Source organism: Paenibacillus sp. W2I17, from assembly GCF_030815985.1.
Taxonomy (GTDB): domain Bacteria; phylum Bacillota; class Bacilli; order Paenibacillales; family Paenibacillaceae; genus Paenibacillus.
Genome location: NZ_JAUSXM010000001.1, coordinates 3,155,877 through 3,181,339, shown reverse-complemented (window position 1 = coordinate 3,181,339; position 25,463 = coordinate 3,155,877). Strand labels below are relative to the sequence as shown.

The 25,463-nt window shown below is 47.3% G+C and carries 26 protein-coding genes; 25 read left to right on the top strand and 1 reads right to left on the bottom strand.

What is annotated here, in order from left to right; genetic code table 11:
- Positions 1–33 precede the first annotated feature (33 nt).
- The 25 genes from QF041_RS14205 (at position 34) to nikC (ending at position 25,147) form a co-directional block, all read left to right on the top strand.
- Positions 34–666 (top strand): LysM peptidoglycan-binding domain-containing protein, encoded by a 633-nt coding sequence (locus QF041_RS14205; RefSeq protein WP_307416965.1) that lies wholly within the window; start codon positions 34–36, stop codon positions 664–666.
- On the top strand, positions 663–1,649 hold the full coding sequence (locus tag QF041_RS14200; RefSeq protein WP_307414638.1) for an XkdQ/YqbQ family protein: 987 nt from the start codon (positions 663–665) through the stop codon (positions 1,647–1,649). Before QF041_RS14205 ends, QF041_RS14200 begins: the two co-directional genes overlap by 4 nt.
- Complete coding sequence (locus tag QF041_RS14195; RefSeq protein WP_307414637.1) at positions 1,642–2,052, top strand: hypothetical protein; 411 nt, start codon at positions 1,642–1,644, stop codon at positions 2,050–2,052. The genes QF041_RS14200 and QF041_RS14195 overlap by 8 nt, the downstream gene beginning before the upstream one ends.
- On the top strand, positions 2,045–2,500 hold the full coding sequence (locus QF041_RS14190) for a DUF2634 domain-containing protein (protein ID WP_307414636.1): 456 nt from the start codon (positions 2,045–2,047) through the stop codon (positions 2,498–2,500). Before QF041_RS14195 ends, QF041_RS14190 begins: the two co-directional genes overlap by 8 nt.
- A gap of 4 nt (positions 2,501–2,504) precedes the next feature.
- Entirely contained in the window at positions 2,505–3,644 is a 1,140-nt protein-coding gene (locus tag QF041_RS14185; RefSeq protein WP_307414635.1) for a baseplate J/gp47 family protein, read from the top strand.
- 137 nt (positions 3,645–3,781) lie between these two features.
- Positions 3,782–4,372: a YmfQ family protein gene (locus QF041_RS14180; protein WP_307414634.1), complete on the top strand. Its 591-nt coding sequence runs from the start codon at positions 3,782–3,784 to the stop codon at positions 4,370–4,372.
- Positions 4,372–5,526 (top strand): tail fiber protein, encoded by a 1,155-nt coding sequence (locus tag QF041_RS14175; RefSeq protein WP_307414633.1) that lies wholly within the window; start codon positions 4,372–4,374, stop codon positions 5,524–5,526. Before QF041_RS14180 ends, QF041_RS14175 begins: the two co-directional genes overlap by 1 nt.
- Before the next feature lie 412 nt (positions 5,527–5,938).
- Complete coding sequence (locus QF041_RS14170) at positions 5,939–6,370, top strand: phage tail terminator family protein (RefSeq protein WP_307414632.1); 432 nt, start codon at positions 5,939–5,941, stop codon at positions 6,368–6,370.
- A 97-nt stretch (positions 6,371–6,467) separates the two neighbouring features.
- The gene (locus QF041_RS14165) at positions 6,468–6,704 is read left to right on the top strand and encodes a YqzN/YkzM domain-containing protein (protein ID WP_307414631.1); all 237 of its coding nucleotides are present in this window, start codon (positions 6,468–6,470) and stop codon (positions 6,702–6,704) included.
- Positions 6,704–8,020: a phage tail sheath family protein gene (locus QF041_RS14160; RefSeq protein ID WP_307414630.1), complete on the top strand. Its 1,317-nt coding sequence runs from the start codon at positions 6,704–6,706 to the stop codon at positions 8,018–8,020. Before QF041_RS14165 ends, QF041_RS14160 begins: the two co-directional genes overlap by 1 nt.
- A 1-nt stretch (position 8,021) precedes the next feature.
- Entirely contained in the window at positions 8,022–8,480 is a 459-nt protein-coding gene (locus QF041_RS14155; RefSeq protein ID WP_017690162.1) for a phage tail tube protein, read from the top strand.
- 172 nt (positions 8,481–8,652) lie between these two features.
- On the top strand, positions 8,653–9,075 hold the full coding sequence (locus tag QF041_RS14150) for a phage tail assembly chaperone (protein ID WP_307414629.1): 423 nt from the start codon (positions 8,653–8,655) through the stop codon (positions 9,073–9,075).
- A gap of 201 nt (positions 9,076–9,276) precedes the next feature.
- Positions 9,277–11,370 carry a phage tail tape measure protein gene (locus QF041_RS14145; RefSeq protein WP_307414628.1) on the top strand — a complete coding sequence of 698 codons (2,094 nt, stop codon included), beginning with the start codon at positions 9,277–9,279 and terminating at the stop codon, positions 11,368–11,370.
- Positions 11,371–12,066 (top strand): LysM peptidoglycan-binding domain-containing protein, encoded by a 696-nt coding sequence (locus QF041_RS14140; RefSeq protein ID WP_307414627.1) that lies wholly within the window; start codon positions 11,371–11,373, stop codon positions 12,064–12,066. It begins immediately after the preceding gene.
- A 13-nt stretch (positions 12,067–12,079) separates the two neighbouring features.
- Positions 12,080–13,090 carry an XkdQ/YqbQ family protein gene (locus tag QF041_RS14135; protein WP_307414626.1) on the top strand — a complete coding sequence of 337 codons (1,011 nt, stop codon included), beginning with the start codon at positions 12,080–12,082 and terminating at the stop codon, positions 13,088–13,090.
- A 6-nt stretch (positions 13,091–13,096) separates the two neighbouring features.
- Positions 13,097–13,354, top strand: a complete 258-nt coding sequence (locus QF041_RS14130; RefSeq protein ID WP_051447218.1) for a DUF2577 family protein — start codon at positions 13,097–13,099, stop codon at positions 13,352–13,354.
- Positions 13,351–13,764, top strand: coding sequence for a DUF2634 domain-containing protein (locus QF041_RS14125; protein ID WP_063564533.1), 414 nt, complete (start codon positions 13,351–13,353; stop codon positions 13,762–13,764). The genes QF041_RS14130 and QF041_RS14125 overlap by 4 nt, the downstream gene beginning before the upstream one ends.
- Positions 13,757–14,815, top strand: coding sequence for a baseplate J/gp47 family protein (locus QF041_RS14120; protein ID WP_307414625.1), 1,059 nt, complete (start codon positions 13,757–13,759; stop codon positions 14,813–14,815). The genes QF041_RS14125 and QF041_RS14120 overlap by 8 nt, the downstream gene beginning before the upstream one ends.
- Positions 14,812–15,357, top strand: coding sequence for a putative phage tail protein (locus tag QF041_RS14115; protein WP_307414624.1), 546 nt, complete (start codon positions 14,812–14,814; stop codon positions 15,355–15,357). Before QF041_RS14120 ends, QF041_RS14115 begins: the two co-directional genes overlap by 4 nt.
- Positions 15,358–18,393, top strand: a complete 3,036-nt coding sequence (locus tag QF041_RS14110) for a pyocin knob domain-containing protein (protein ID WP_307414623.1) — start codon at positions 15,358–15,360, stop codon at positions 18,391–18,393.
- Positions 18,394–18,516: 123 nt separating this feature from the next.
- Positions 18,517–19,014 carry a phage holin family protein gene (locus QF041_RS14105; RefSeq protein ID WP_307414622.1) on the top strand — a complete coding sequence of 166 codons (498 nt, stop codon included), beginning with the start codon at positions 18,517–18,519 and terminating at the stop codon, positions 19,012–19,014.
- Between the two features lie 252 nt (positions 19,015–19,266).
- On the top strand, positions 19,267–20,214 hold the full coding sequence (locus QF041_RS14100; RefSeq protein WP_307414621.1) for a glycoside hydrolase family 25 protein: 948 nt from the start codon (positions 19,267–19,269) through the stop codon (positions 20,212–20,214).
- A 941-nt stretch (positions 20,215–21,155) separates the two neighbouring features.
- On the top strand, positions 21,156–22,802 hold the full coding sequence (locus tag QF041_RS14095; protein ID WP_307416964.1) for an ABC transporter substrate-binding protein: 1,647 nt from the start codon (positions 21,156–21,158) through the stop codon (positions 22,800–22,802).
- A gap of 208 nt (positions 22,803–23,010) precedes the next feature.
- Positions 23,011–24,015, top strand: coding sequence for an ABC transporter permease (locus tag QF041_RS14090; RefSeq protein WP_017690144.1), 1,005 nt, complete (start codon positions 23,011–23,013; stop codon positions 24,013–24,015).
- 232 nt (positions 24,016–24,247) lie between these two features.
- Positions 24,248–25,147 (top strand): nickel transporter permease, encoded by a 900-nt coding sequence (gene nikC / locus QF041_RS14085; protein WP_074093899.1) that lies wholly within the window; start codon positions 24,248–24,250, stop codon positions 25,145–25,147.
- Between the two features lie 54 nt (positions 25,148–25,201).
- On the opposite strand, the gene QF041_RS14080 is transcribed toward nikC, so the two are convergent.
- Positions 25,202–25,339, bottom strand: a complete 138-nt coding sequence (locus QF041_RS14080) for a hypothetical protein (RefSeq protein ID WP_307414619.1) — start codon at positions 25,337–25,339, stop codon at positions 25,202–25,204.
- Positions 25,340–25,463: the final 124 nt, after the last annotated feature.

Here is a 25,463-nt window from a genome sequence, read left to right as displayed (position 1 = left end):
TCTGTACTTAAAGATGAAGTAGGTCCTAACAAAATGGCATTTACGCTGAAGGATGGCGGCACTTCATTTCAATTCCCGGTGAACCCGGAAGAGGTGAGTATTTCCAGGTCCAAAGGGTATGAAACGATTAATATGCTGGAGCATGGCGAGTTTGATTTTGCGCAAGGGGAGAAGGTGAAGGAGATCACCTTCTCTTCTTTTTTTCCCAAAGAGTATGATGCCTTCTATTGCATGGACAAAGAAGATTTTCCAGATCCGCGGGTAGCGATGAATATGCTGAATACGTTTCTGGTATCGAAAAAGCCGCTGCGTTTCATCATTTCAGAGACGGGCGTGAACGTGCCTGTTTTTATTGTTTCGCTTAATTCGAGCTTTCGTGGGGGGGAGACAGGGGATATTTATTTCGACCTGACCCTACGCACATGGCGGGATTCCAAGGTGGAAAAGGTGGGCTCTGCGGCATCCGGGGGCAAGTCAGGTTCTCGTACCGATTTGAAAAAGAGTAGCAAGACCTACACCGTCAAATCTGGCGACTCCCTGTCCAAAATAGCAAAGCTTGAGCTGGGTAGCAGTTCCAAATGGAACGAGATCTACAAGCTCAACGCAAAGATCATCGGGAGTGATCCGAACCGGATCAAGCCCGGACAAAAGCTGGTGATGCCATGACCTACAAGGTCATTGTCGACGACAAATACGACATCACCAAGTTGGTGGAGACGATTACGCTGAAGGACTCGCTTGACCAGATTGCCTATCAGGCTAACATCCGGCTGGCGGTGTCTGCATCTTCCGGTCTGCCTTCGATCTCACCGGGCATGGCGGTGCGGATTAGCGGGGTTCCTTTTGGCGAAAAATCCATGGTTCATCTGTTGCATCCTGCGGTCATCTGGGAGGTGGAAAGCTCGAACAGCGGCACCAAGCGGTTGTCTCTCACGGTGTACGACCGAATGATATATCTGGAAAAATCAGAGGACGAGTTCCTGTTGCCTAAGGATCAGACCGCTACGCAACGACTCAAAACCTACGCCAAAGAGTGGAAGATTCCATATGCTACGCTGCCGGAAACCAAGACAAAGCTGGGAAAAGCCGTGTATCGGTCACAGACGATCTTTTCGATGATGTTTGCCGATCTGAAAGAAACGGCGAAGTCCGGCGGGGAAATGTACCATCCACGGATGACACCCGGCGGGTTGCAACTCTTCCAGGTCGGCAGTAATGCGAAGGTTTATGAGCTGGATCGACTGATTGATCTGACCCAGATGCGTACGCTCGAAGGGGCGGTTACCAAAGTTAAAGTGATGGCAGCGTCGGAGTCACCGAGTGGCAAAGAAGTTCCTTCCAAAGTGCTTGCAATTGAGCAGAATGGTGTGGAAGAACTGGGCACATTGCAAAAGCTGGTAGAGGACGATCAGGTGAAATCGACAACTGCCGCGAAAAAACTGGCGAAAAGTCATCTGACGGGTATTCAGGAGACCTTTACGATATCGGCACCGGATATCAATACGATTCGCTCCGGGGACGCAGTGTTGTTGAAAGGACTGAAGCTAATCGTCATGTCGGTCAGCCGTGATCTGTCTGCCGGACCTGGAACGATGACGTTAGAGCTGGGGACGACTGAGCTGGTGAAAAGGAGGTATTACCTTGAATAAAGATGATCCGTATGGGCATTTTGCCGACGTCATGCGGGGTGCGATGAGTACACATTCTCGTCAGGCTGTGAGCGGGCTGGGAGCAGTACTGGGTACGATGACCTCGTCCGGCGTGAAGCTGGATGATTTCAAGCACGAAGTGCAGGATTATCTCGTGGCCGAGTTGCCGGGCACGCTTGGACTGCCGGAGCGCGAGACTGCTGGCGCGATTTCCGGTATACCTGACGTGGCAAACGGCGGAACAACGGGCACGGGACGGTTTCTTTTGCAAGAAGAGGAAGTTGAAGAAGCGGTGTGGTCTCTTGGTAAGGGATTAAAAGCGGGAGATCGCGTGCTGGTGATGCGGGTGAATGGCGGTAACGACATTGTGGTGCTGTGTAAGGTGGTGAGTGCGCATGCCTAGTTTGTTCCCGGAAACGGGTGTGGTCTGGGGAGATGAGGAGGATCTGTCGGGGGCAGCTTCGGAAGAGGTGCGCTTTGGGCGGAGCTGGCGATTCGATTACGATGTAGGGGATTTTGTATTGACCCCAAGTGGTAAAGTAGCCGCAGCGGATGCACATGAAGCCTGGGTGCAATGGTGCATTAAGGCAGTGAAAACGCCACGTTACAGACATGTGATCTATTCCCGAAACTATGGTTCGGAGCTGGAGGATCTGGTGGGTCAGGGTGATAGCCGAGGTGTGATGGAAAGTGAGATTACCCGGATGGTGCCGGAAACGTTGCTGGCTGATCCACGCACGGAATCGGTAGACCAGTTCACGTTTGATTGGAATCGGGAGCAGTGCATGTTCTCGTGCCGGGTGGCGAGTGTGCAGGAAGAGATGTTTATTCTGGAAAGTGAGGTGATCTGACGGGATGGCTGAGATTCCGCGTTATTTGGAGGACCAGACGGAGGAACAGATTATGCAGCGTATGCTGGATCGTCTGCCCGCAGATCTGGATAAGTCGGAAGGATCGTTTCTGTGGGATGCGGAGGCTCCGGTTGCGTTTATGCTGTCTGAAGCGGCATTGTGGGCGCAGGAATTACTTCGGCGAGGGTTTGCTAGTACTGCGGCGAGCAGTGATCCGAATTTTCGTTCGGAAGAGCTGGATCTGCGGGCAGGAGAGCACGGCATCACGCGGCGGGCTGCTGTGGCGGCACAAGGTGCAGTGAGGTTCATGGGTACGCCGGGGAAAGTTGTGCCTGTGGGCACGGTCGTGGCAACGCTCGCGGATGAAGTATCTGCTGAAGCTTCGCTCGAATATGAGACAGTGGGACGTTTGGAACTGGATGCAGAGGGGTCCGGGGTGGTAGGCGTGCGAGCGCTTGTTGCCGGAAAAGAAAGCAATGTGCCTGCTGGCACGGTAACTGTGCTTTCTACACCTGTAAGTGGCGTGAATTCTGTCACGAACGTTGATGTGATCAAAGGCGGTGCGGATATTGAGGCCGATACGGCGTTGTTGGAACGCTTTTATGCCAAAGTCCGCAACCAAGGGACAAGCGGCAACAAATCGCAATATGTGCAATGGGCCAGTGAAGTACCAGGTGTTGGTGCAACGCGTGTTATTCCGTTGTGGCAAGGGCCAGGTACGGTTGGATTGTATCTGCTGGACACGGACAAACGTGCTGCGGGTACGGATTTGGTGGCGGCGGTGCAGAAGTACGTAGATCCAACGCAAGATGGACAGGGTGAAGGCGTTGCGCCGGCGGGGCCAGTGGTGTCCGTGATGCCAGCGGTGGAAGTGCCGATGAACATTCAGGTGAAGCTGACTCTTGCCAGTGATGCAACGTTGGCCGATGTACGAGCATTGATCGAACGCGGGGTGACCGCGTATTTGAAGCAGTTGGCTTTTGCCGATCCACTCGTTCGTTACACTCGCATTGCCGCGATTCTGCTGGACATTCCGCCCATTATCGACTATTCGGAGCTTACCGTAAACGGTGTAAGTGACCAGAATATCGAGATGACCGCGAGCCAGGTGGCCGTGCTGGGGACGGTGGATGTTCATGAGTAACATTGGGCAGATGGTGGACGAGGAAGTAGTTTTGGAGTGCGGAGACCAAGGAAGATTGGGAGAAATACTCCGTTCCGGGTTAGAGCTAGTGAGCGAGACGCTCCATGATGATATGCAAGGAAGGGAGGGGACAGGGCATGAGTGCTCCTTCTACTGTAGATGTTGGACTGACGAGTGAGAAAGGGCGGGAGTTGTTCTCGTATTTGCCAAGGTATTACGAGACTTCGCGCGTCATGCAGGCCGATATGCAGGCCAAAGGCGTCGAGATGGATCTGCTGTACCAGGCGCTGGATGAGACGTTGGAGCAGTTTTTTGTCCGTACAGCGACATGGGGGCTGGACTTCTGGGAGCAGGAGCTCGGCATTGAGACAGATCGTCTCAAACCCGTGGAACAAAGGCGCGCCGTGGTGGAATCGAAGCTGCGTGGTGCCGGGAAGTTCTCTGGCAGGTTGGTTGCGAATGTGGCTGAGGCATATGCCGGGGGAAAAGTGGATGTAACATTTCAACCGGAAGCGTGGAGTTTTACGGTGAGTTTTGTGGACACGATGGGCATTCCGCCCAATATCGATGATCTCAAACGGGCAATTGAAGAGTTGAAACCGGCCCATATGGTCGTGGAATATGAGTATCGTTATCTGATCTGGGACGATCTGGATAAGAAGCAGAAAACATGGGATGAACTGGACGCCGCGTCTTTGACGTGGAATGAACTGGAGGTGTGGGCGTAATGCCACAAGAAACCGATCGATTGAAATTACCTCTTCCCTTGGGGAACGAAAGAGTGACCCGGGATAGTATTAGTATGATTTTCGAAAAGATTGATGCTGGTGTTGCAACGCAAGAGGATTTGGATGCGCTCCGTGAAGCGGTGAGTCATATGGATATTCCTGATGCGTCGTTGACGCAAAAAGGGAAGGTGCAGTTGTCAAGTAAGACGGATGGGACATCTGAGACGGTGGCGGCAACGGAGAAGGCGATAAGGGATGCGAGGGTGGCGGCTGAGACAAATGCGAAGAATGCTAGCCTGCCAAGGTCCGGGGGATCTATAGTTGGCGATGCAGGAGTATTACACCTCGTGGGTTCAACTCATGTTTATCAAGGTTTCTTGCCAGAAGGCCAGAACTCAGGTAGAAAGGGATACGTCGGATTTGGTACTCCCGGTGGGAAGGACTTTACAATCGCAAACGAATACGGAGGAGAATTGTTATTCAGAGATAAGAACGGAGTGACAGCACTTTCTGATTTAAAGCAATCTGTCAGTAACGGTAAAGCATCAATTGCTGCTGCGATTACTGGCAAGGGAGTACTAACAGCGGCAAATGCTTCTTTCGCAACGATGGCGAGTAATGTAACTAAAGTTAAACAAGCGTATTATCAGTCAACAACTTCACCCACAGGTTTTATTAATTCAGGGTCGGGTGTCCCGTTTGTACTTGCAACATTTCCAGGTGGTACAAGTATTATATCGGCTTATGGGCGTACGCCTATTGGATCAAGTATATTCAATGACAGATGGTCTGTTCAGAGTAAAGCGTCTGATAAGTTTGAACTTCGATTAAGAGATGCTAACGGGGTTGACTGGATCCTATCAACTCATAATTACATTGGAAGTAACGGTACTACAAACGATAGCGTAAATTCATTTTGGTCAATTGCACAAATACATGTAAACCTGCTATCGGGAGTTGCGATGGTGGTTGCACGAGTTGATTCGTATGTGTCGTGGAATAATGTGCATCAAGGTGGTTACGGTTATAGCAACTCAACCACGAAACCTAACGGTGGTTTTGATAATAGTCGTAACTTTAGTTTAATTGTAGTTAGTGAGGGATCTGTGAATTTCCCAGGTAACAATAGTGCATTAATAGTCGAATCAATGTAAAAGATGTGCTAAAGTGGTGCGGATTATTAAGTCCTCTGGAGTAATTAGGAGACTTTTTTGAGCAACTGAGTTGGAGAAAGTAGCCAAATGGTAGTGTCATTGTTGACGCCGGCAGCTCAAGACAATATGGGATTGTTTAAAATTTGAAGGTAAGACGTTTATTTTCATAATGTTGGCTATAGATCAACTGATGGATGTCCTCCTAGGTGATGGTCACCATATTTAGGGTGCAGTCGTATGGTTTATATTTTCAATGAAATTCTATCTAATACTGGATATGACAACAGGTGAATCGCTTGTGTCTTAAGACTAGTTCTGAACTTATATTTAGAACACTTAAGATCGTAAGCTACCGCTTGTTAAATACAAAATCATACTTCAATCAATTCTAATCAAAAATGGGAGGTGAACCATGACCACAAACCAACTAACCACTGCCATTGCTGATGCTCTGACGCAGCATTTCCCTAACATCCCGATCCACCCAGCATCAGTAGGTGGTAACTCGACTCCTGCCGAAAAAGGCATCTCCTACCGCTTGCTGTCCGCTCAACTCACCCGGGAACGCAGCGATCGCTTCGTGCAATCTCACGCCTTTGAAATCCGGTGGCTCGATCCAAACGATATCCCAGCCACCCTGCCGGATGAGCTCTTCGAAGCGCTGGAAACCATCGACGTGGAGGGCACACCCTATCGCGCAACAGAGCTACGTTGGGAGACGGAGAACGATACTCCGCGCATGCTGGTGTACTACACCATGCGAACCACCAAAGTGTCGGAGCCCGCCGCTACTATGCAACAACTGGAACAGCGACCCACCGCACTTAAAGCTACGAGAGAATAACGATATGAGTTCCACATAACGAAGGTTGCTCTGCTTTTGGACTTGCTAGTGTAACTATTCTTTATTGAACTTAAATAACCAAAATGAGGGGATCTACATGAAAGGAATAGGAGGCGCTTTGGCAATGTTTACGAAAAAAGAACCGGATCCTAAAACACCGGAAGCTCAACAGAAAAACAATCAAAAATACAGCAAAGCACAGTTCGCCGAATCCCGGCAACTCAGCCGGATGGAGAAAGATATTTTGGCAGCAGTTCTGCTGGAAAAACAAACATACACTTTGCAAGAAGCACAGCAACATATCCAACAATTTATGAATGGGGAGGCACAATAATGGCTGGAGGAACATGGACAACACAAAACAAGGTACGCCCCGGCGTATATATGAATTTTGCATCAGAGGGCTCATTGCCGGGTACGGTAGGGGAGCGGGGAACGGTGGCATTGGCACTTCCGTTGTCATGGGGACAAGCTGGCACAATTCTGACAATACAAGCAGGTGAAGATGTACAAGCCAAATTAGGCTATGACTGGACAGCACCGCAAATGCTGCTGATCCGCGAGGCATTGAAACGGGCGCAGACCTTGCTTCTTTACCGACTCAATGCAGGTACCAAAGCCAAGGCAACCTTGGACAAACTGACAGTGACAGCCCAACACGGTGGTGTACGTGGTAATGATCTGGCTGTTGTAATCTCCGCGAATATCAACGAACCGGAACAATTGGATGTCTCCACTTTGCTTGCGGGTAAAGAAGTTGACAAACAAACCGCGTCTACCATCGAAGCTCTGGAATCCAACGCATACGTCACATTTACTGGTGAAGGTGCACTCACAGCTACAGCGTCACTTCCACTAACGGGTGGATTAGATGGTACAGCAACGAACCAAGAGCATGCTGATTTCCTGACCAAGCTGGAAGTACTGGATTTTAACACGGTCGGTCTGGTCTCAGACGATGCCACACTCAAGTCAGTCTACACAGCTTACATCAAGCGTTTGCGTGATACCGAGGGCAAGAAAGTGCAACTCGTTCTGTCCGATTATCCTGCTGCAGATCATGAAGGCATTATCAGTGTCAAAAATGGTGTTGTGCTCGCAGATGGTACGGTCCTGTCACCAAAACAAACCGTAACATGGACAGCAGGCGCAACAGCGGGAGCTAACCTGAATGAATCCCTGACGTTCCGTGCTTATGACGATGCCGTGGATGTGAATGGCAGATTGACACATACCGAGACAGAAGCAGCCTTGCGTAATGGCGAGTTTGTGTTTACGGCTAGCAGCAACCGCGCGGTGGTGGAGCAGGATGTTAATACGTTCCGTTCCGTGACACCGGATAAGGCACGTCATTTTGCCAAAAACCGTGTTGTCCGCGTACTCGATGGCATCGCTAACGATATGAAACGGATTTTCGAGTCCTACTATATCGGCAAAGTGAACAACAACGATGATGGGCGCAGCCTGTTCCGTTCCCAATGTGTCACTTACCTGAAGCAGCTTCAGGATATTGGGGCGATTCAAAATTTTGATTCAAAAACAGATATCACTGTTGCTCCGGGCAATGAAACTGACAGTATTCTGATCGAGATTCAGGTCCAACCTGTGGATTCCGTTGAAAAAGTATATATGAAAGTGAAGGTGGTTTAAGATGGCATTTTTGAAAGCAAGCGACACGATCTCCGGCCAGGAAGGCCGCGCATACGCAACGATTAACGGACAGACGGAAGAAATGTTCTATGTGAAGACGCTGGAAGCAACGGTGGAGAAGCAAAAAGCAGAAGTCAAAACGTTGGGTCGCCGCGGTGTACAGCACAAAGCAACCGGTTGGTCTGGCTCGGGTTCCATGACAATCTTTTATACCACATCCCGTTTCCGTGAGCTGATGCTCCAGTACATGCAGAATGGTGTGGACACGTACTTCGACATTGAAGTGACCAACGAAGATCCTTCCTCTACGATTGGCAAACAGACGGTAACCCTCAAAGGCGTCAACCTCGACAGTGTGATCATGGCATCCCTGGATACCGAGGCCGAGGCGTTAGAGGAAGAAGTAAGCTTTACCTTTGAAGATGTCGATATGCCTGTATCGTTCAATCTGCCGAAGTAATGTAGCGTGGAAAGCATAATGATTTGAGAATTAATAAAGAGTATAAATTAGCAGCGGGTTTGTAAAAGAAACCTGTTCAACTTGCCTGTGTTACGGGCTATTTGGCGTGTCAAAATTCTGCTCTTCGCCGCTTTTTGCGGCGGGGAGCCTAACTTTAGAGGAGGAACAATACATGAGTGGATTGAGTATGTTTTTTGCACAAAATGCAGCAATGGATACAACGGAAGAGTTTATCGTATCCCCCCGTTTTAAAGATGAGAAAGGCGAGCCGGTTGCCTGGAAACTGCGCAGCATGACCGAGGACGAAAACCAGGAATGCCGCAAGGCAGCTACCCGCAAAATTAAGGGTAAGAACGGTGTCTACACACCCGACATTGATGCCAATGATTATATGGCTCGTCTGATGAGCGCAAGTGTCGTGTATCCCGATCTGAAAAATGCTGAACTCCAACGTTCGTATGGCGTAATGGGGGCGGAATCGCTTTTGCGGAAAATGTTGTTGCCTGGGGAATTTGCTTCGCTCGGTGAACAGGTTCAGAAGCTGAACGGCTTCAATCAGGACATGAACGAACTGGTGGATGACGTAAAAAACTAATTAAAGAGGGCGATTCCGAAGCCAATCTGGCTTATTACGCTCTCCATGAATTAAACATTTTGCCGCATGAGCTAATGGCCTTCTCCATGCGAGAACGAGCGGCCATCTATGCGATGATCTCCATCCGGGTAGAGGAAGAGAAGAAAGAACGATCCAAGAGCCGAGCCCGGAAGAAATAAAGAGGAAAGGAGGGAGAAATAGATGTCCGATACAAGTATCAATGTAATTAATCCTCCATCCGTAAATAATCTGATCAATAACTTAAATCTAATTCAGGTAAAAACAACCGAAATTTTGAACAACTTCAATCAGATTAACCATGTTAATTTGAATCAATTTAACCAAACGAACATATCCAACCACTTTAATCAAATAAACCAGCAAATGAATGTAACGATTAATCTGATGGAAAAGTTGGAGGATACGGCTGATGATACAAGCAATGCTTTGGGTGATAATCTGAGCAAACTCTCCAAGTGGGTTCAAATGGTAAAGTCCGCTGGAAGTGTCGTGTTAAAAGCGGCTGCTGAACAAGAAGACTTCAAATATCGTTACATGGTTGCCGCAGAAGATCCGGGGCTCGGGGAAAGCATCTATAATAAGTATCGAGATCAAGCCTCCAAGAGTGGTCAGGATGTCAATGATTCGCTTAAATCTTCTCTAGGCTTCGTGCCATTGGCACAGAATACAGGGCAGGTAGATCAGTTAAATGAAATGACTCAACGACTGAGTATGTTGTCACCGGATAATAAAAGTCTGACCGATGCATCCAAGGCTATTGTTAGTGCCATGAATGGAAAAAATACAGACTTGGCTAGTCAATTTAACATCCCGGAGAGTGCATTGACCGGGGCTGGATTAGGTGAATTTATTCAGACTAAAGATCTTGACGGTTTTATACAAGGTTTGCAGACGGTTCTTGAAATGCAAGGTTACACACAAGAAGCCTTTGATACGATGCTGGATTCTCCATTGCAAAAATGGACGGCTCTCGTGAATCAGTTCAATGGAATACTATCTGAAATCGGGACAAGAGCTTTGGAAGTTTTATCTCCTGTGCTTGACCGATTAAACGAAGCCATAAGCTCAGGTCAGTTCAGTGCTTTCATCGAATGGATTGGTGGGGCCTTCGCAATTATTGCTCAAGTGGTGGCATTTATCGTGGATGGGTTCATCAATTTTGCTACAGTTGTGCAAGAAAATTGGGCTATCATCGGGCCTATATTAACAGCCATTGCTTTAGTGCTACTAGCCAATATAATTATTACGCTCGGAGTTGTAATCGCTCAGGTTTATTTACTGGCAGCGGCATGGTTGGTAGCTAACTGGCCTATCTTGCTTGTAATTGTTGCCATTGCAGGACTCATCTTTATTTTGCAATTATGTGGAGTTACAGCTGGGGATATGGTGGGAGCGATTATAGGTTATTTTTATATGGTTTACGAGCATATGAAATCAATTTTTGCATCCATTCTGAATTATTTCATGTCTTGGGCTGAATTTGTCATCAATGTATTCAGAGATCCAGCATATGCATTCCAAAAGTTGTTTGTTGACATGGGACTCATTGTACTCCAAATTCTGTTCAACATTACAAAGGGAATTGAGGATTTCGCAGGTGGTTTCAAAGATCAGATCAACTGGATGATCGGGGGTATAAATAAATTAATACCCTATCTGAATAAAATTTTCGGTACCGATTGGGGCGGTATTAAACTAGTGGATGATGCTAACATTCATTCAATGAGCGGTAAGATACAGGGTTTAATGAGTGACCTTGAAGCGAGTGCTCCTGAGAGCCAAAAGGACGTTGTTAGCCTGTGGAGAATGGATGCTTCTGCGGATTATAAGGATGCATTTGATAAGGGATTTGGCCAGGGGAATGATTTGATGGATACCACCAAAGGCCTATTTCCCAACGGCTCTGATAAATTACCCGGAAAATTCGGCGGCTCAACTCCAAAAACACCTTCCATGCCATCGATACCAACTGCACCTACTCCCGCCGTTGTTCCCAATAGCAACATGAGTAACATCAACAAAATCAACAATATCGGACAGGTGGACAAGATTGGTGACGTGGACGGCACAGTGGATGTGACGAGCGAGGATCTGAAGCTGATGCGTGAGCTTGCCGAGATGCAGGCGATTCAACGATTCGTCAGTCTGACGCCAACCGTTCAGGTCACCACAGGGGATATCAACAGCGGACATGATGTGGACAGCATCATCAGCAAAATCACCGATGGACTGAACAGTCAGATCGTCTCCAGTGCTCAGGGGGTGTATGGATAAGTGGAATATTATATTCAACTAAGCTTCAATAACCGCTCCGAATACATGTTTTTCCCGGTCACACCAGAGAGCATTGAGTTTTCGGATTCGGGAGACGGCAGTACGTTTAACGTTAGCGCTTTGGGTGAAATTAACGTGATCAAGTCGCCGAAGCTGCGCGAAGTCAGTTTCAGCGGGATTTTTCCGGCAGATTACAGCCCTTATCATCTGAACTACGATGCAGGACATCCGGCAATTCAGAAGCAGTTTTACCGTGATCCCTATGAATATGTGAAAAAGATCATCCGCTGGATGCAGACGGGCAGACCCGTCAGACTGTTCTTTTCCAGTGCAAGGTACACCATTAATATGGCGGTTTCCATTGAGAGCTTCGACTGGAAGGAGACAGCGGGTACGGTGGGCGATATCCAGTACGATATCAAGCTGAAGCAGTTCATTTTTTATGCCGCCAAAAAAGTAGTGCCACTCAAGGACAGCAAGGATACGGCTGCTTCGAAAACAAAAACCAAAGCCTCTCGGCCCAATGAAAAAATTCAGCCAAAGACCGTCACACTCAAAGCCGGAGACTCCTTGTGGTCTGTAGCTAAAGCCCATCTGGGAGATGGATCTCGCTGGAAAGAGTTGCAAAAGCTGAATAGCATCAAAGATGCACAACTGAAGAAGCTGCCGATTGGACTTGTGATCAAGCTTCCGTGAAAGGAGAGGGAATATGCAAGAGCAGATCAGGCTGGATGATAAGCTGGCAAACATGAAGGAACGGTTATTACTGGATGACAAGCAGGGCAACATCTGGGACATTAGCGAAATTGCCGGTGACATTACGTACAAAACCTCCCGCATCGGCAAACCTTCCTCTCTGGAATTCACGTTGATCAAGGGCAGTCTGTACCAGAATAAGAAATTCACATATGAGAATGGATATGTCGTGAAATATATCAGCAACGAGGTAGGCATATTTTACGGATATATCTTCTCGGTGGATAGCGGTAAGGACGAAAGTGTCAAAATCAAGGCCTACGACCAGACTCGTTATCTAACCGCGAATCAGACGTACAAGTTCGTTAATGCCACTGCTGCGGATGTAATTAAACGAATTTCAAAGGATTTCCTGTTGAAGACTGGTGATCTGATTCAGCCGAAATATGTTATTCCGCGTATGTTATTCGATAACAAAAAGCTGATTGACATGATCTGTGAGGCGTTGGACCGAACGCTGATCTATGGCGGTAAAAACTATATCTTCTACGATGATTTCGGCAAACTTGTGCTTCGGGATGTGGAAGAGATGCCTTACGGCTTTGTCATCGGGGATAACAGTCTGCTCACGGATTACAGTTATACGCGGTCGATTGACGACCAGACATATAACAAGATCAAGCTGTATCGGGATAACAAGGATACGGGAAAAAGAGAAACCTATGTTCATCAGGATTCAGGCAGCATCCGTCAATGGGGGCTGCTTTTTTTGTACCAAAAAGCGGATGATGGCCTGAACGAAGGTCAGATTGATGCCATGTTGAAGACGCTGATGACCCTCCGTAACCGCGAGACGCAGACAATGAAAGTGGACGCGCTTGGCGATTTCAAGGTAAGGGCAGGCAGTTTTGTCAACATCCAGATCAATGAACTCAAGATTAATCAATATTTTCTGGTAGACGAATGTACGCATAAGGTACAGGGGGGCGTGCATACGATGTCACTGGATTTGAAGGTGGTGTAACGATAAATGATGCTGGACGTGATTAAAAAGGCGGCGGTGGCCGCTGTAGATGCCAAGTCTCCCGTTCAGATAATGTACGGAAGCGTGACAAACACACAGCCTCTGGAGATCACCGTTGAACAACGGTTGGCATTGGCTGAACCTTTTCTGGTACTGCCGGAATCCGTAGTGAACAAAGCTTGGACCGTGGGTGACCATGTCTTGTTGTTACGTGTTCAAGGTGGAGACAGCTTTGTCGTACTGGATCGGCTGGTGAATCCATGATTCCACAGGGGGCGCAGATTAGCGCAGAAGATCAGGAAGAAGCCGCTGTGCTTCCAAGTCTGACCTATGTGTTTCAAGCTTCGGGACAACGAATTGGAAGATTGCAACTGGATGGAAAAGATGCGGTAAAACAGGCGGTGTATAAAGCGTTGTCCACACGCCGCTACGAGCATCTAATCTATTCTTCGGATTATGGTATGGAATGGTCCTGGGAAGGAATGGCCGGGAGATCCATGGTTGAATCGGAACTGGAACGCTGGATTCGCGAAGCATTGCTTCCGGATGATCGCATTTCGGATGTAACCGAGTTCGATTTTGTCCACGAGGCCGATGGAGTGCGTGTGTCTTTTACCGTGGAAACGGATTTTGGCAGCTTTAGGGAAGAGACGGAGGTGAACATGGATGTATGAAGAGCAGACGTTTGAAGTTATTTTAAACCGAATGCTGGACAGGGTACCGGATGGTGTGGATAAACGTGAAGGCAGCATTATCTATGATGCGCTTGCGCCAGCGGCAGTGGAAATGGCTCAGATGTATATCGAGCTGGATGTGAACGCCAACCTGAAGTTTGCGGATACAGCATCTGGAGAGTATCTGGATCGTGCGGTGGCTTGGTCTGGCATTAGTCGGAAAGCGGCCACGAAGGCACGTTGGGTTGGAAGTTTTCGGGATAACGAAGGTAAGCCTGTTGAGGTTCCTTTAGAGAGTCGTTTTTCCACGGGGGATCGGGTGTACGTTATTGTGGAGCGCATCGCGGCAGGACAATATGTGTTGGAGTGTGAAGTCGCGGGAGCGGAAGGTAATGAATATACGGGGGCACTGCTACCCATCGATTATATTGCCGGCCTGACGACAGCTGAATTGACACAGTTGCTGGTTCCTGGCGAAGACGAGGAAACGGATCAGGCCTTATATGATCGCTATCAGGACAAAGTTTCCCGTCCGGTCACGAGTGCGAACAAATATCAGTATGAGCTATGGGCACGGGAAAACTCCGGTGTGGGCAAAGCAAAGGCTTTTCCACTGTGGGACGGTCCCGGTACAGTCAAAGTGGCATTGCTGAATAATGAAATGCAAACACCTGCTGATGCGGTCATTAAGGCGGTGCAGGAGTATATCGATCCAACCCAGGATGGAATGGGCGAAGGTGCTGCTCCAATCGGACCCGTGGTCACAGTAGTGGGAGCGCAAGAGATACCTATTGATGTGGAGGTGCAGGTCACGCTTGCTTCTGGTTCAACGTATGAGGGCGTGAAGACACTGATTGAAACGGGTGTTACGGCGTATCTGAAAGAACTGGCTTTTGCCGATCCGTTGGTTCGTTGGACACGTATTGCCAATGTCATTCTGGATATCCCGCCTGTGATCGATTATAGCGATCTGCTGGTGAATGGTGGTATGTCCAATCTGGAGATCGCTCCCGGCGCAGTAGCTGTTCTTGGGACGGTGAAGGTGACATGAGTAAAGCAGAGGCGTTAATGACTCTTTTGCCCCCGTTGTATGAAAATGTGCTTGAGATGCAGCTTCTCACGGAGACAGAAGGTGTAGAGCTGGACAAGCTTACGGTGGGTTTGGAAAGTGTGCTGGATCAATTCTACCCGGAGTCTGCGACCTGGGCATTGGAACGTTATGAGCGGGATTTGCAGATTCCGACGAATCAAGCCAAGCCAGAAGACCAGCGGAGATCCGTAATCATTTCCAAAATGCGCGGCAGCGGCAAAGTCTCTGGCTCCATGCTCAAGAACGTGGCGCAGGCCTACGAAAGTGGCGGGATCGATGTATCCGTTACGCCTGAGGAATACTTGATCCGAATCCGCTTCATCGACACATGGGGCTTACCGCCCAATCTGGACGATCTGAAGGCAGCGATTGAGGATATTAAACCAGCACATATGACCGTGGACTATCGTCTGCGGTATTTGACGATTGCGGAGGTTGAAAGCATGACGCTGGATGAGATCGAACAGACCCGACAGGATAAATTTGCAGGAGGTGGAGCTTAAATGAATGAACCAAAAACACCGAATTTGGGATTGAACAAGATTGACCGTTCCTCGCCATCGACGACCTATTTTGATCTGGATAAGTATCTGGATCAGAACTGGGAGAAGGTTGATGAGGGTGTAGGGCAAGTGGAAGAAAAGGCTGAGGAAACCGCGGCACAGGTGAGTAGTATTCAAGAGCGGCTGGATACGGAGAAGCGTAGATCAGTGACGTTGGAGCCAGGATTGCAAATCATTAATGCTGAGCGTGCCTCGGCATTTAAGTTGGAAGGATTGAAGGGTCGCACGCTGGTGAATTTGTTGGGACGGGATGGTAATTTCGGAGTAGCTAATAATTGGAGTGAATTCGCTGGTACAAAGGCAGTAGCAAATAACGTAATCACTGTAACAGGTAACGGATCTGATATTAATCCTCAAGTGTCCAACAATAAATTTATTTCCTCTTTAACTCCAAAAGTTGGGGATAAATTGTTCTTACGTGTTCGAGCAACACCTGTTGTTGGAACTGTTCAACAATTGCAGCTCTACCTTTATTCGGCCAATCTTAGCAGAGTCACTGCCAAAAACATTAGTAATCCGCTAAACGGAACAACTTATGACATGTTTGGATCTATCACAGTAACGCAAGCAATCGTAGATGGGTGGGATTCAAGCTTAGGATTAAAATTAGCGGCAACATATGCTACAGTGGCGGCTTCAAATGGGTCACAAGTGCAATACTCTCAGGCAGCAATTTATAAAATATCAGAAGCTGATTTATCGTTGACAGATGATCAAGTCGCAGCTAAATACCCTTACGTTGACAGCTTGCAACCAGTAAAGAATCCATATGCAATTCGATATGGAGAGAATTTGTTGTCGCCACTTTATGATTGGAACACTGTTGGGATCAATCCTGCATCTATAAAGGGTGCTTACAAATCTACGTACACAGTTACAAATTCTCAGAACGCCTATTATTATTTAGACTTAGTCCTTTCGGGAGGGGTTTCTTACACTTATAGCGCGGAGCATAATGGCTATTTGTCCGTAACCGATCCAATTAATAATAAAGTTATTGTGGAGAATACTCCTAACCAATCACTAACTTTCACCACAACAGAAGCATTAACCGTCCGTATTTACTTTTCAAACATCTACAATATCCCAAAAGATGGATCATACTTCTTCAGTAATCCAATGCTCTCGATTGGAACAACAGCCAAACCATTCAAACCACGTGAAGACGTTATGCTCGCATTGCAAACGGAGTTATACGCTAATCCATTAACAGATACGGATGCAGACGAAGTATTTGAGAAGGACGGTCAATATTTCAAATTGATGAAATGGAAGCGGATTGCCCTGGATGGAACATTAACGCATTCCTTTTTTGGATCAGGTACAGGTTTTAAGGTTGTCAATGCACTTTTACCTGGGTCTCCAGCCGCAGATGGATCAGGTTTACTGACTAAATACCATGGGAAAATTATTAAGGAAACAGATTATGCAACCGTTAGTAGTCAAGCTGATAATCTGAACATAGGATCATCCGGTGCTAATGACGTATTCGATAACTTTCAAATTTCTATAGCCAACACCGACAGTGGATGGGGAGACTCATACACACCGACAGCAGATGAGATTAAGGCGTATTTCATGGGATGGAAGATGTACACTGGGGATGCATCTGACTCTGCTTATACGGGTAGTGGATCAAAGTACTGGAGATATATAAATATACCAGTAGGAGATGCAAACACTGTAGACGGATCTGCCACGAGTACTTTACCAACATCAAAAGTACCTAATTACGCACCATACCAACTCCTATACAAACTTGCAACACCTGTAGTCGAGCCTATCACGTCAGAGGGGCAATTGACGTTTGTAGAGGGCGATAATCAGGTTGAGGTTGGTACAGGGATTGTGTTGCGGGAAAGCGTTAAGCCCCAATTAAGCGGCGATAAGTATTACATTAACTCCAAGGTACTATCTGGTAGCCTTACAAAACACACGCCGCGTAAGATCAACAGTATTTTCCGTGACAGCAAACCAGACAAACCGAAATGGTTAGATTATGTGGATGGAGGAAGTAATGGGATAACATCCCAAATACCTCAAGCTTTATATGATCCATCCGCGGGTTACAGCTTCACATACCTGATGATGGACACATCTCCGGTAGTGTCATTTATTGGCTCAATCGCAGACAACGAAAAGGCGTTGCTTATGAATCTGACTGATACCGTGCAGCAGAATGTGGCAGCCTTATCCATGTTAAAAATTGCTATTCCAAGTGGAGATACACTTAAAAACTACGTAGACAATAAGCCATGGCAGAAGTACAAAATTACACAGGATAACGGTAGCGTTATTCAACTCGCCCACAGTTCTAACTTGAATAATATAAAGACTGGTGGACAGTACGATTGTTTCAACGCTATAAATGGACCGGGTGGTGTGGCTAACGCTTGGTTTTACGTCGAAGTCCTTGTGCATTCAAACGCACCAACTCATGTAATTCAACGTGCATCAAGATTGGATACGCATAATACACCAACGTTGTACATGCGAACATGTATGGATAATATATGGAGCGCATGGAGTCCTGATGTTTTTCAATCTGGCGTTAACGCTAAAAATGGGATCGTGGATGCCGTTAACGCCATGGGAGGTAGTGCATCCATGAATGACACATGGTCAACGCTTGCAAGCAAGGTGCAGTTAATTAAGACTGGTAAGCGATTTGCTACAGGACAATTTGTTATAGGGTCGAATGGAGCCGGATCAGTAACTGGATTGGGATTTAAACCGCGGCACATTACGTTTGCAAATGCTACTAATACACCAATGTATATTTATTTTGGTATTTATAGTGAAGAATCACCAAGAAATAATTACAGTTTAGGAGGTACAAGTTTTTTTAACAGAATAGCAGGTCTGGATAACGGCTTGTCAGTTGATGATAAAATAGTACCTACTGTAGATGGATTTAATGTCAGTGGTACAGGAATAACAAATCAAAGAACATACAATTATTTCGCAACAGAATAGCAGCGCCCCATCGAATATGGTCATTAAAGTGAGATGTTGTTCAGGATTAAGATTTCTAAAGTGGATTGAAACTATACTATTATGTAATTTAAGCAATAGAAGTAACTTAATGGAGGTGAAACCATGGAAAGATGGGATACCCTATGGAAATGGGGAATTGCACTCATGAGCAGCTCAGTAACCTACTTCTTCGGAGGCTGGTCAGGCGTGCTCGGTGTACTACTCGTATTCGTCATCCTCGATTACCTAACGGGCATCGCAGCGGCGGGTATGAGTGGCAAGTTAGAAAGTAACGTTGGGATGTTCGGCATCGCACGAAAGGTATTTATATTTGCAATGGTATCGGTGGCTCATCTGGTGGACGGTGTTCTGGGAGACGGACATTTGTTCAGGGATGCGGTCGCCTTTTTTTATATCGCAAATGAGTTATTGTCCATTATCGAGAATGGAGGCAAGTTGGGCGCTCCCATTCCGCCTGTGATTCGGCAAGCCATTGAAGTGCTAAAGGGCAAAGGGGGAACCGGGGAGCTCCCCGGTAACTTCTCCCCAAGTGCCAAAGACTCTTTTTCACAGGAAGATCCGGATGACATAGATTCACAGGCTGGGGATAGTAAGAAGTAATGCGACTATAGCAAGCTAGCACGTGAAACTACACATATATAAAACACATCAAGGACACGCACACAAGCAACCCCTGATCCAACCGCATTAACTATAGGAACATTTTGTATCAATCCAGAGAGTGACATCCAATCAGCAATGTATAGATCAGAATGCTCTAATCTGTCTATACTTGTACTTAGGAACGCTTGAATCGAATGATGTAAAATGCTGATACAAACGGCAATTTGCCGCATAAAGGGTGTGAGAAACATGCAAACGAGAAGTTCGGGCAACACACAGGGCATTGACGTCTCTCGTTACCAGGACAATATTGACTGGGCGAAGGTGAAGGCGAGTGGCATGACATTTGTATTCATCAAGGCAACCGAGGGACAGACATATACCGATCCAAATTACCAGAAAAATGTAACCGGTGCACTGGCGGCGGGCATGCTGGTCGGAACGTATCACTTCTTCCGTGCGACATCTACCGATGGTGCCAAGGCCGAAGCGGCGCATTATGCCAACACACTTAACAAAGTTGGAGGGGCCAAAGCGTTACAACTTGCACCCGTCATGGACTACGAGAACAACCCCGGCAACCTGAGCAAAGCGCAGATGAATACAGTTGCCAAAGCTTTTTTAACCGAATTACAACGTCTGACAGGTGTGAAACCGATCATATACACGGGCAATTCATTTGCCGGGAATTTTGATACATCACTCAGCTCATACGATCTGTGGATCGCACGTTACAGCAACACCCGTGTACCGGAAGACCAGCCGGCATGGAAGCGTTGGACGTTCTGGCAGTATACGGATTCGGGCAAGGTGAATGGTATTAGTGGCAACGTGGATATGAATGAATTCGAGGGAACAGCGGCACAGCTCAGAGCAAGATACGCAGCAGCCACTCCGAAACCACCGGAGCCATCCAATCCAACGAATCCAAGTCATCCGAATCCACCAACCGAACCACCGAAAGGGGGCGAACCGATGACAGCCGAAGAGAAAGCAGCGTTTGATGCGCTCAAATCCCAGGTCGACAAACTGCAGGCGCGTCAGCAAATGGAAGTTCCAGTATGGGCAAAGGCAGCTGTGGATGCAGCACTGGCATATGACACCAAAAATCCATTGTTCAGTATCGATAATGGGGCGAGTTATGATTTTTACCGTTTTATTACCGTGATGCATCGCAGAGGTTTGTTTAAAAAGTGAGCTGATTCTCAGCAAATTAATATGTTGATTTTATCTGAATGTGGATTGAGTGGAGAAGGAACACGAGACGCTTTTTTGTCGAACTGTGTTCCTTTTTTGTGTTTTGTGTAAGTGATATTAACACATATAATAAAGTTGAAGACTTATGTCTGTAAATCTCTTGTCTAATTGATTAATGTGATGTAAAGTAAGTTACACGAAATTGTTTTTCACCACAGTTTATTTACACAATCCTCCTCATCATGACAAAACCATAACATATGACGTTATTGTAATGTCTCCCTGTTGTACAATCCAACATCTCAAGATGACTCGTTCATACATTTTACACATCCAATCTGCAAGAGAAAGCCACCACCTTAAACAACTTACACGATTCATCAAACAACCTAGCCTATGTTGAGTTTCTTTCGTCCGTATTGCAAACGATACCTAGTCCAGCTCCCATACTCCATACTCCATACTCAAAATGATCCGCGACCCGCTCAAGGAGCAGACTTTATAGCATAGCCAGCAGCGTAGTATCCATATGCCCATCAGTATTTTTAATCTACCAACTTAAACTTGCTTTTATCGGTCCGTACCCATTCGCTGTTGCTTATTGACCTTAGTTCAAATAAAACGCAACAATTTCATTCAATTTCATAGATTCATCTCACAAGATACGTTGTTGAACCTTTTCTTTTTCTATAAAAGTAATCAATTCATGTTCTTAATCCAGTGCACGTTGATCTGATATTTACCTGTATTCCATACGTATCCCATGCTATTTTTACATTTCATATACATGCCTTACTTTTCCCAGAACCTTAACACAGGTATCGCAGGCATCTAAAGCCTTTTATATGATACATAGCACCAAACCGATTGCCAACATTGGAGATCTTTCATGCCAGCATCACACACATTATGAGACAGGGAAGGGTGTTGTACGTATGCGAATGAGAAAAAAATGGATGTCCGGTGTTCTAACGATGGCCTTAAGTACCGTATTGGTGTTGTCTGGTTGCTCCAGTAACGAGAGTGGAGAGACTACGCCTGCTCCGGCAGAAGGAACCGACCCTCCAACCGAAACGGTAGCGCAGGATACGATGATTATGGGGCGTGGTGGGGATTCCGTAGCACTCGACCCGGCGATTGTAACCGATGGGGAGTCGCTGAAGATTGGGCATCAGGTGTTTGATTCATTGCTGGACTACAAGGAAGGCGGAACAGAGGTCATTCCTGGACTAGCAGAGAGCTGGGAGATTTCGGCGGATGGGCTCAAGTATGTGTTTAAGCTGAAGTCCGGTGTGAAATTCCATGATGGAACTGACTTCAACGCAGAGGCTGTTGTGTTCAACTTCAACCGCTGGGGCGATCCGGCGAGTGAATATAAATTCGAGGGAGATTCCTTCGATTATTACGACTCCATGTTTGGTCCAGAGGACGGACGTGTGATCAAGGAAGTGAAGGCGACGGACGAGACTACGGTGGAGTTCACTTTGAACCAGCCACAAGCGCCTTTCCTGCAAAATATTGCGATGACGCCATTTGGCATTGCCAGCCCAACCGCGATTCAGGAGAAGAAAGAAAACTTCAAGAGCGAGCCTGTGGGCACCGGCCCATTTGTATTCAAAGAGTGGAAGCGTAACGACTCCATCACCCTGGAGAAAAACGCGGACTATTGGAAAGAAGGACTCCCAAAGCTGAACAAAGTAATCGTTCGTTCCATTCCGGATAATACAGCTCGCTTCAATGCCCTGCAAAACGGCGAGATTGATGTCATGGAAGACCTGAACCCGGACGATCTGTCCATTCTTGAGGGCAACAGCGAGTTACAGAAGATCGAGCGTCCACCGTTCAACGTGGCGTACATCGGCTTTAACTTCAAGAAGAAACCATTTGATAATGTCAAAGTCAGACAAGCCCTCAACCATGCGGTGAACAAACAGGCCCTCATTGATGCGTTTTTTGCTGGACAAGCAGAGCCTGCTGTGAACCCGATGCCTCCAACGCTGTGGGGATACAACGATACCATTGAGGATTACCCATATGATCTGGAAAAAGCAAAAGCTCTACTCGCCGAAGCTGGCTTCCCTGACGGATTGCCTGATCCGGTAACCTTCTATGCGATGCCGGTATCCCGTCCGTATATGCCTGATGGCAAGAAGGTTGCGGAAGCAATCCAGGCTGATTTTGAGAAAATCGGAGTGACCGTCACCATCGAATCACCGGAGTGGGCAACGTATCTCGAAGATACAAAGGCCGGGGAGAAGGACGACATTTACATGCTCGGCTGGACAGGTGACAATGGTGACCCAGATAACTTCCTGTATACACTGCTGGATAAAGATGCCATTCCAAGCAATAACCGCAGTTATTATGTAAACGAAGAATTACACACATTGCTGACGGGTGCACAGAAAGAAACCGATCAGGACAAGCGTGCTGAACTGTACAAACAAGCGCAGGCGATGATCAAGGAAGACGCACCATGGATTCCTCTGGTACACACGACGCCAATTCTGGCGGGTAAAGCCAACCTGAAAGGTTTCGTCCCTTCTCCACTGGGCACCGAATCCTATGCCGGTGCTTATTTTGAGTAAGCTGTAAGCTGAACTTATCCATTTCAGGATAACTGCGATCTGAAGATGGCACTACAGTTCGGAGTAGTTACGTTTTAATTCTTTCTCTCAAAGCGCTGGTGAGACGCAATGCTTGGCAGAACCCACATCCGGACGTAACTATCCAAAGCATACGTGTCTGCCGGCGCTTTTTATTTTTGCACGATATGTCGAAGGCAGGTGAACAGGATTGAACAGCTATATTGTCAAACGTGTGCTTGTGTTGCTGCCCGTACTGCTGGGCATGACTCTGATTGTCTTTTCCATCATCCACGCCATCCCGGGTGACCCGGCCGAGACCATACTTGGGCAAAAGGCAACCGAACAATCCAAGCAGGCCCTCCGTGACCAGCTCGGTCTGGATAAACCCTGGTTCCAGCAATATTTCGCCTACTTGGGCGATTTGCTCAAAGGCGACCTTGGAACATCCATCCGAACCAAGGTGCCTATTGCCCAGGAAATTGTGCCTTATCTGACAGCAACCCTTGAATTAACGATGGCAAGTATGTTGTTTGCTGTCATTATTGGGGTGAATGCCGGTATTGTCAGTGCATGGAAGCACAACTCCTGGTTTGATTATTGCTGTATGGTCATTGCTTTGGTGGGTGTATCCATGCCGATCTTCTGGCTCGGTCTGATGGAACAATGGCTGTTTGCGAACAAGTTGCAGTGGCTGCCGTCCATTGGGCGCATGAATGCACGTGATCCGGTGGAAGCCATTACGGGCTTGTATGTGCTGGATACGATGATTGCTGGACAATGGAATCAGTTGTGGACCGTAACGAAACATTTGATTCTGCCAAGTGTTGCACTGGGAACGATTCCAATGGCTGTTATTGCCCGGATGACCCGTTCCAGCATGCTGGAAGTGATGAGTTCCGATTACATTCGTACAGCAAAGGCGAAGGGACTGGGTCCGTTTTTTGTCGTATATGGACATGCGCTCAAAAATGCGTTTATTCCCGTCCTCACGGTTATCGGCATCCAGACTGGGTCATTGCTCGGGGGTGCGGTGTTGACCGAAACGATCTTTGCCTGGCCGGGCGTGGGACGTTATATATATGAAGCAATTAGTTCGCGGGACTATCCGGTGATCCAGAGTGGCATTCTGATCGTGGCGTTCTTTTTCGTGGTAATCAACCTGATTGTGGACTTGCTCTACGCCGTGTTTGATCCTCGTATTAGTTATAAATAGGAACTCCATCAAGAACCAATCTGCAGAATCGAAGCTAAAAGCTTTCTAAAAGAAAGCTACATCGGAAGCATAGGCTGTGCATGTATCACCGGATTTTCACCTTTAAATAGGTGGATCAATATAATCTGGGGGATAACAGCAATCAGAAGATGATACTGCCAATCGTAGTGCTTGAGTGTAATAGAACGCGCTGATCTTTTGTTATATTCATATCCAAGAAAGGAGACACCGCATGGCCAAATTATCGACCAATACCGGACCATCCATTGACGCTGCGTCGGCGAGCACATCCGGTCCATGGCGGGAAGCGTGGAGAACGTTTCGGAGAAATCGGCTTGCGCTTGCAGGTCTGATTATTATCGTATTTTTTATCCTGTTGGCCTTCCTCGCGCCATACATCGCACCTTACGATTACAAGGAACAGGTGCTGGTGGATCGGCTTCAGGCCCCTTCGGCAGAGCATTGGTTTGGTACTGATGATCTGGGGCGTGACGTGTTTTCCAGAGTGCTGCATGGGGCGCGTATTTCCTTGTGGGTGGGCTTTTTCTCCGTCATTGGTTCCATTATTGCGGGTACGCTGCTTGGTCTGATTGCCGGATTTTATGGAAAATGGGCGGACATGCTTATCTCGCGTCTATTTGATATCTTGCTCGCCTTTCCGGGGATTTTGCTAGCCATCGCCATTGTGGCGATATTGGGCCCGTCGTTGCAAAATGCACTGCTCGCCATCGCCATCGTGAACATCCCGACCTACGGAAGATTGGTGCGTTCACGGGTACTCAGCTTGAGACAGGAGGAATTCATTACGTCGGCACGGACACTTGGAGCGGGCAATGGGCGAATCTTGTTTCGCCACATCTTGCCCAACAGCCTTACTCCGCTGATTGTGCAGGGTACACTTGGAATTGGGACTGCGATCATCGAAGCTGCTGCGCTCGGATTTCTAGGCATGGGCGCACAACCACCCGATCCCGAATGGGGTAAAATGCTGTCAGACTCCCGTCAGTTTATACAAAAAGCACCGTGGACACTGATCTTCCCCGGCGTTTCCATTATGTTGACCGTTCTCGGCTTCAACCTAATGGGCGATGGCCTGCGTGACACCCTTGATCCTAAAATGGCGAAAAAGTAGAATTATCAAAACTCAAACTCAAACTCAAACTCAAACTCAAACTCAAACTCAAACTCAAACCGTAACCGTAACCGTAACCGTAACCGTAACCGTAACCGTAACCGTAACCGTAACCGTAACCGTAACCGTAACCGTAACCGTAACCGTAACCGTAACCGTAACTTGTAACCCAAGCTCGAACTCAAACTGCAACTTTGATTTGAAACTCTAGCTCTGCAAGCCTAACTTCTTCTGTAACGCAGCATGCGTGCCAAAGCTAACGTTAACACTAACCGTAAGCACTAATTATTATCACAATCCTATCTGAAGCTGTAAC

Bases quoted from the DNA above. Each gene is read 5' to 3' on its own strand.
- QF041_RS14205 (WP_307416965.1), top strand. From the start codon at position 34: ATGGCATTTACGCTGAAGGATGGCGGCACTTCATTTCAATTCCCGGTG.
- QF041_RS14200 (WP_307414638.1), top strand. From the start codon at position 663: ATGACCTACAAGGTCATTGTCGACGACAAATACGACATCACCAAGTTG.
- QF041_RS14190 (WP_307414636.1), top strand. From the start codon at position 2,045: ATGCCTAGTTTGTTCCCGGAAACGGGTGTGGTCTGGGGAGATGAGGAG.
- QF041_RS14185 (WP_307414635.1), top strand. From the start codon at position 2,505: ATGGCTGAGATTCCGCGTTATTTGGAGGACCAGACGGAGGAACAGATT.
- QF041_RS14180 (WP_307414634.1), top strand. From the start codon at position 3,782: ATGAGTGCTCCTTCTACTGTAGATGTTGGACTGACGAGTGAGAAAGGG.
- QF041_RS14175 (WP_307414633.1), top strand. From the start codon at position 4,372: ATGCCACAAGAAACCGATCGATTGAAATTACCTCTTCCCTTGGGGAAC.
- QF041_RS14170 (WP_307414632.1), top strand. From the start codon at position 5,939: ATGACCACAAACCAACTAACCACTGCCATTGCTGATGCTCTGACGCAG.
- QF041_RS14165 (WP_307414631.1), top strand. From the start codon at position 6,468: ATGAAAGGAATAGGAGGCGCTTTGGCAATGTTTACGAAAAAAGAACCG.
- QF041_RS14160 (WP_307414630.1), top strand. From the start codon at position 6,704: ATGGCTGGAGGAACATGGACAACACAAAACAAGGTACGCCCCGGCGTA.
- QF041_RS14155 (WP_017690162.1), top strand. From the start codon at position 8,022: ATGGCATTTTTGAAAGCAAGCGACACGATCTCCGGCCAGGAAGGCCGC.
- QF041_RS14150 (WP_307414629.1), top strand. From the start codon at position 8,653: ATGAGTGGATTGAGTATGTTTTTTGCACAAAATGCAGCAATGGATACA.
- QF041_RS14145 (WP_307414628.1), top strand. From the start codon at position 9,277: ATGTCCGATACAAGTATCAATGTAATTAATCCTCCATCCGTAAATAAT.
- QF041_RS14135 (WP_307414626.1), top strand. From the start codon at position 12,080: ATGCAAGAGCAGATCAGGCTGGATGATAAGCTGGCAAACATGAAGGAA.
- QF041_RS14130 (WP_051447218.1), top strand. From the start codon at position 13,097: ATGATGCTGGACGTGATTAAAAAGGCGGCGGTGGCCGCTGTAGATGCC.
- QF041_RS14125 (WP_063564533.1), top strand. From the start codon at position 13,351: ATGATTCCACAGGGGGCGCAGATTAGCGCAGAAGATCAGGAAGAAGCC.
- QF041_RS14120 (WP_307414625.1), top strand. From the start codon at position 13,757: ATGTATGAAGAGCAGACGTTTGAAGTTATTTTAAACCGAATGCTGGAC.
- QF041_RS14115 (WP_307414624.1), top strand. From the start codon at position 14,812: ATGAGTAAAGCAGAGGCGTTAATGACTCTTTTGCCCCCGTTGTATGAA.
- QF041_RS14110 (WP_307414623.1), top strand. From the start codon at position 15,358: ATGAATGAACCAAAAACACCGAATTTGGGATTGAACAAGATTGACCGT.
- QF041_RS14105 (WP_307414622.1), top strand. From the start codon at position 18,517: ATGGAAAGATGGGATACCCTATGGAAATGGGGAATTGCACTCATGAGC.
- QF041_RS14100 (WP_307414621.1), top strand. From the start codon at position 19,267: ATGCAAACGAGAAGTTCGGGCAACACACAGGGCATTGACGTCTCTCGT.
- QF041_RS14095 (WP_307416964.1), top strand. From the start codon at position 21,156: ATGAGAAAAAAATGGATGTCCGGTGTTCTAACGATGGCCTTAAGTACC.
- nikC (WP_074093899.1), top strand. From the start codon at position 24,248: ATGGCCAAATTATCGACCAATACCGGACCATCCATTGACGCTGCGTCG.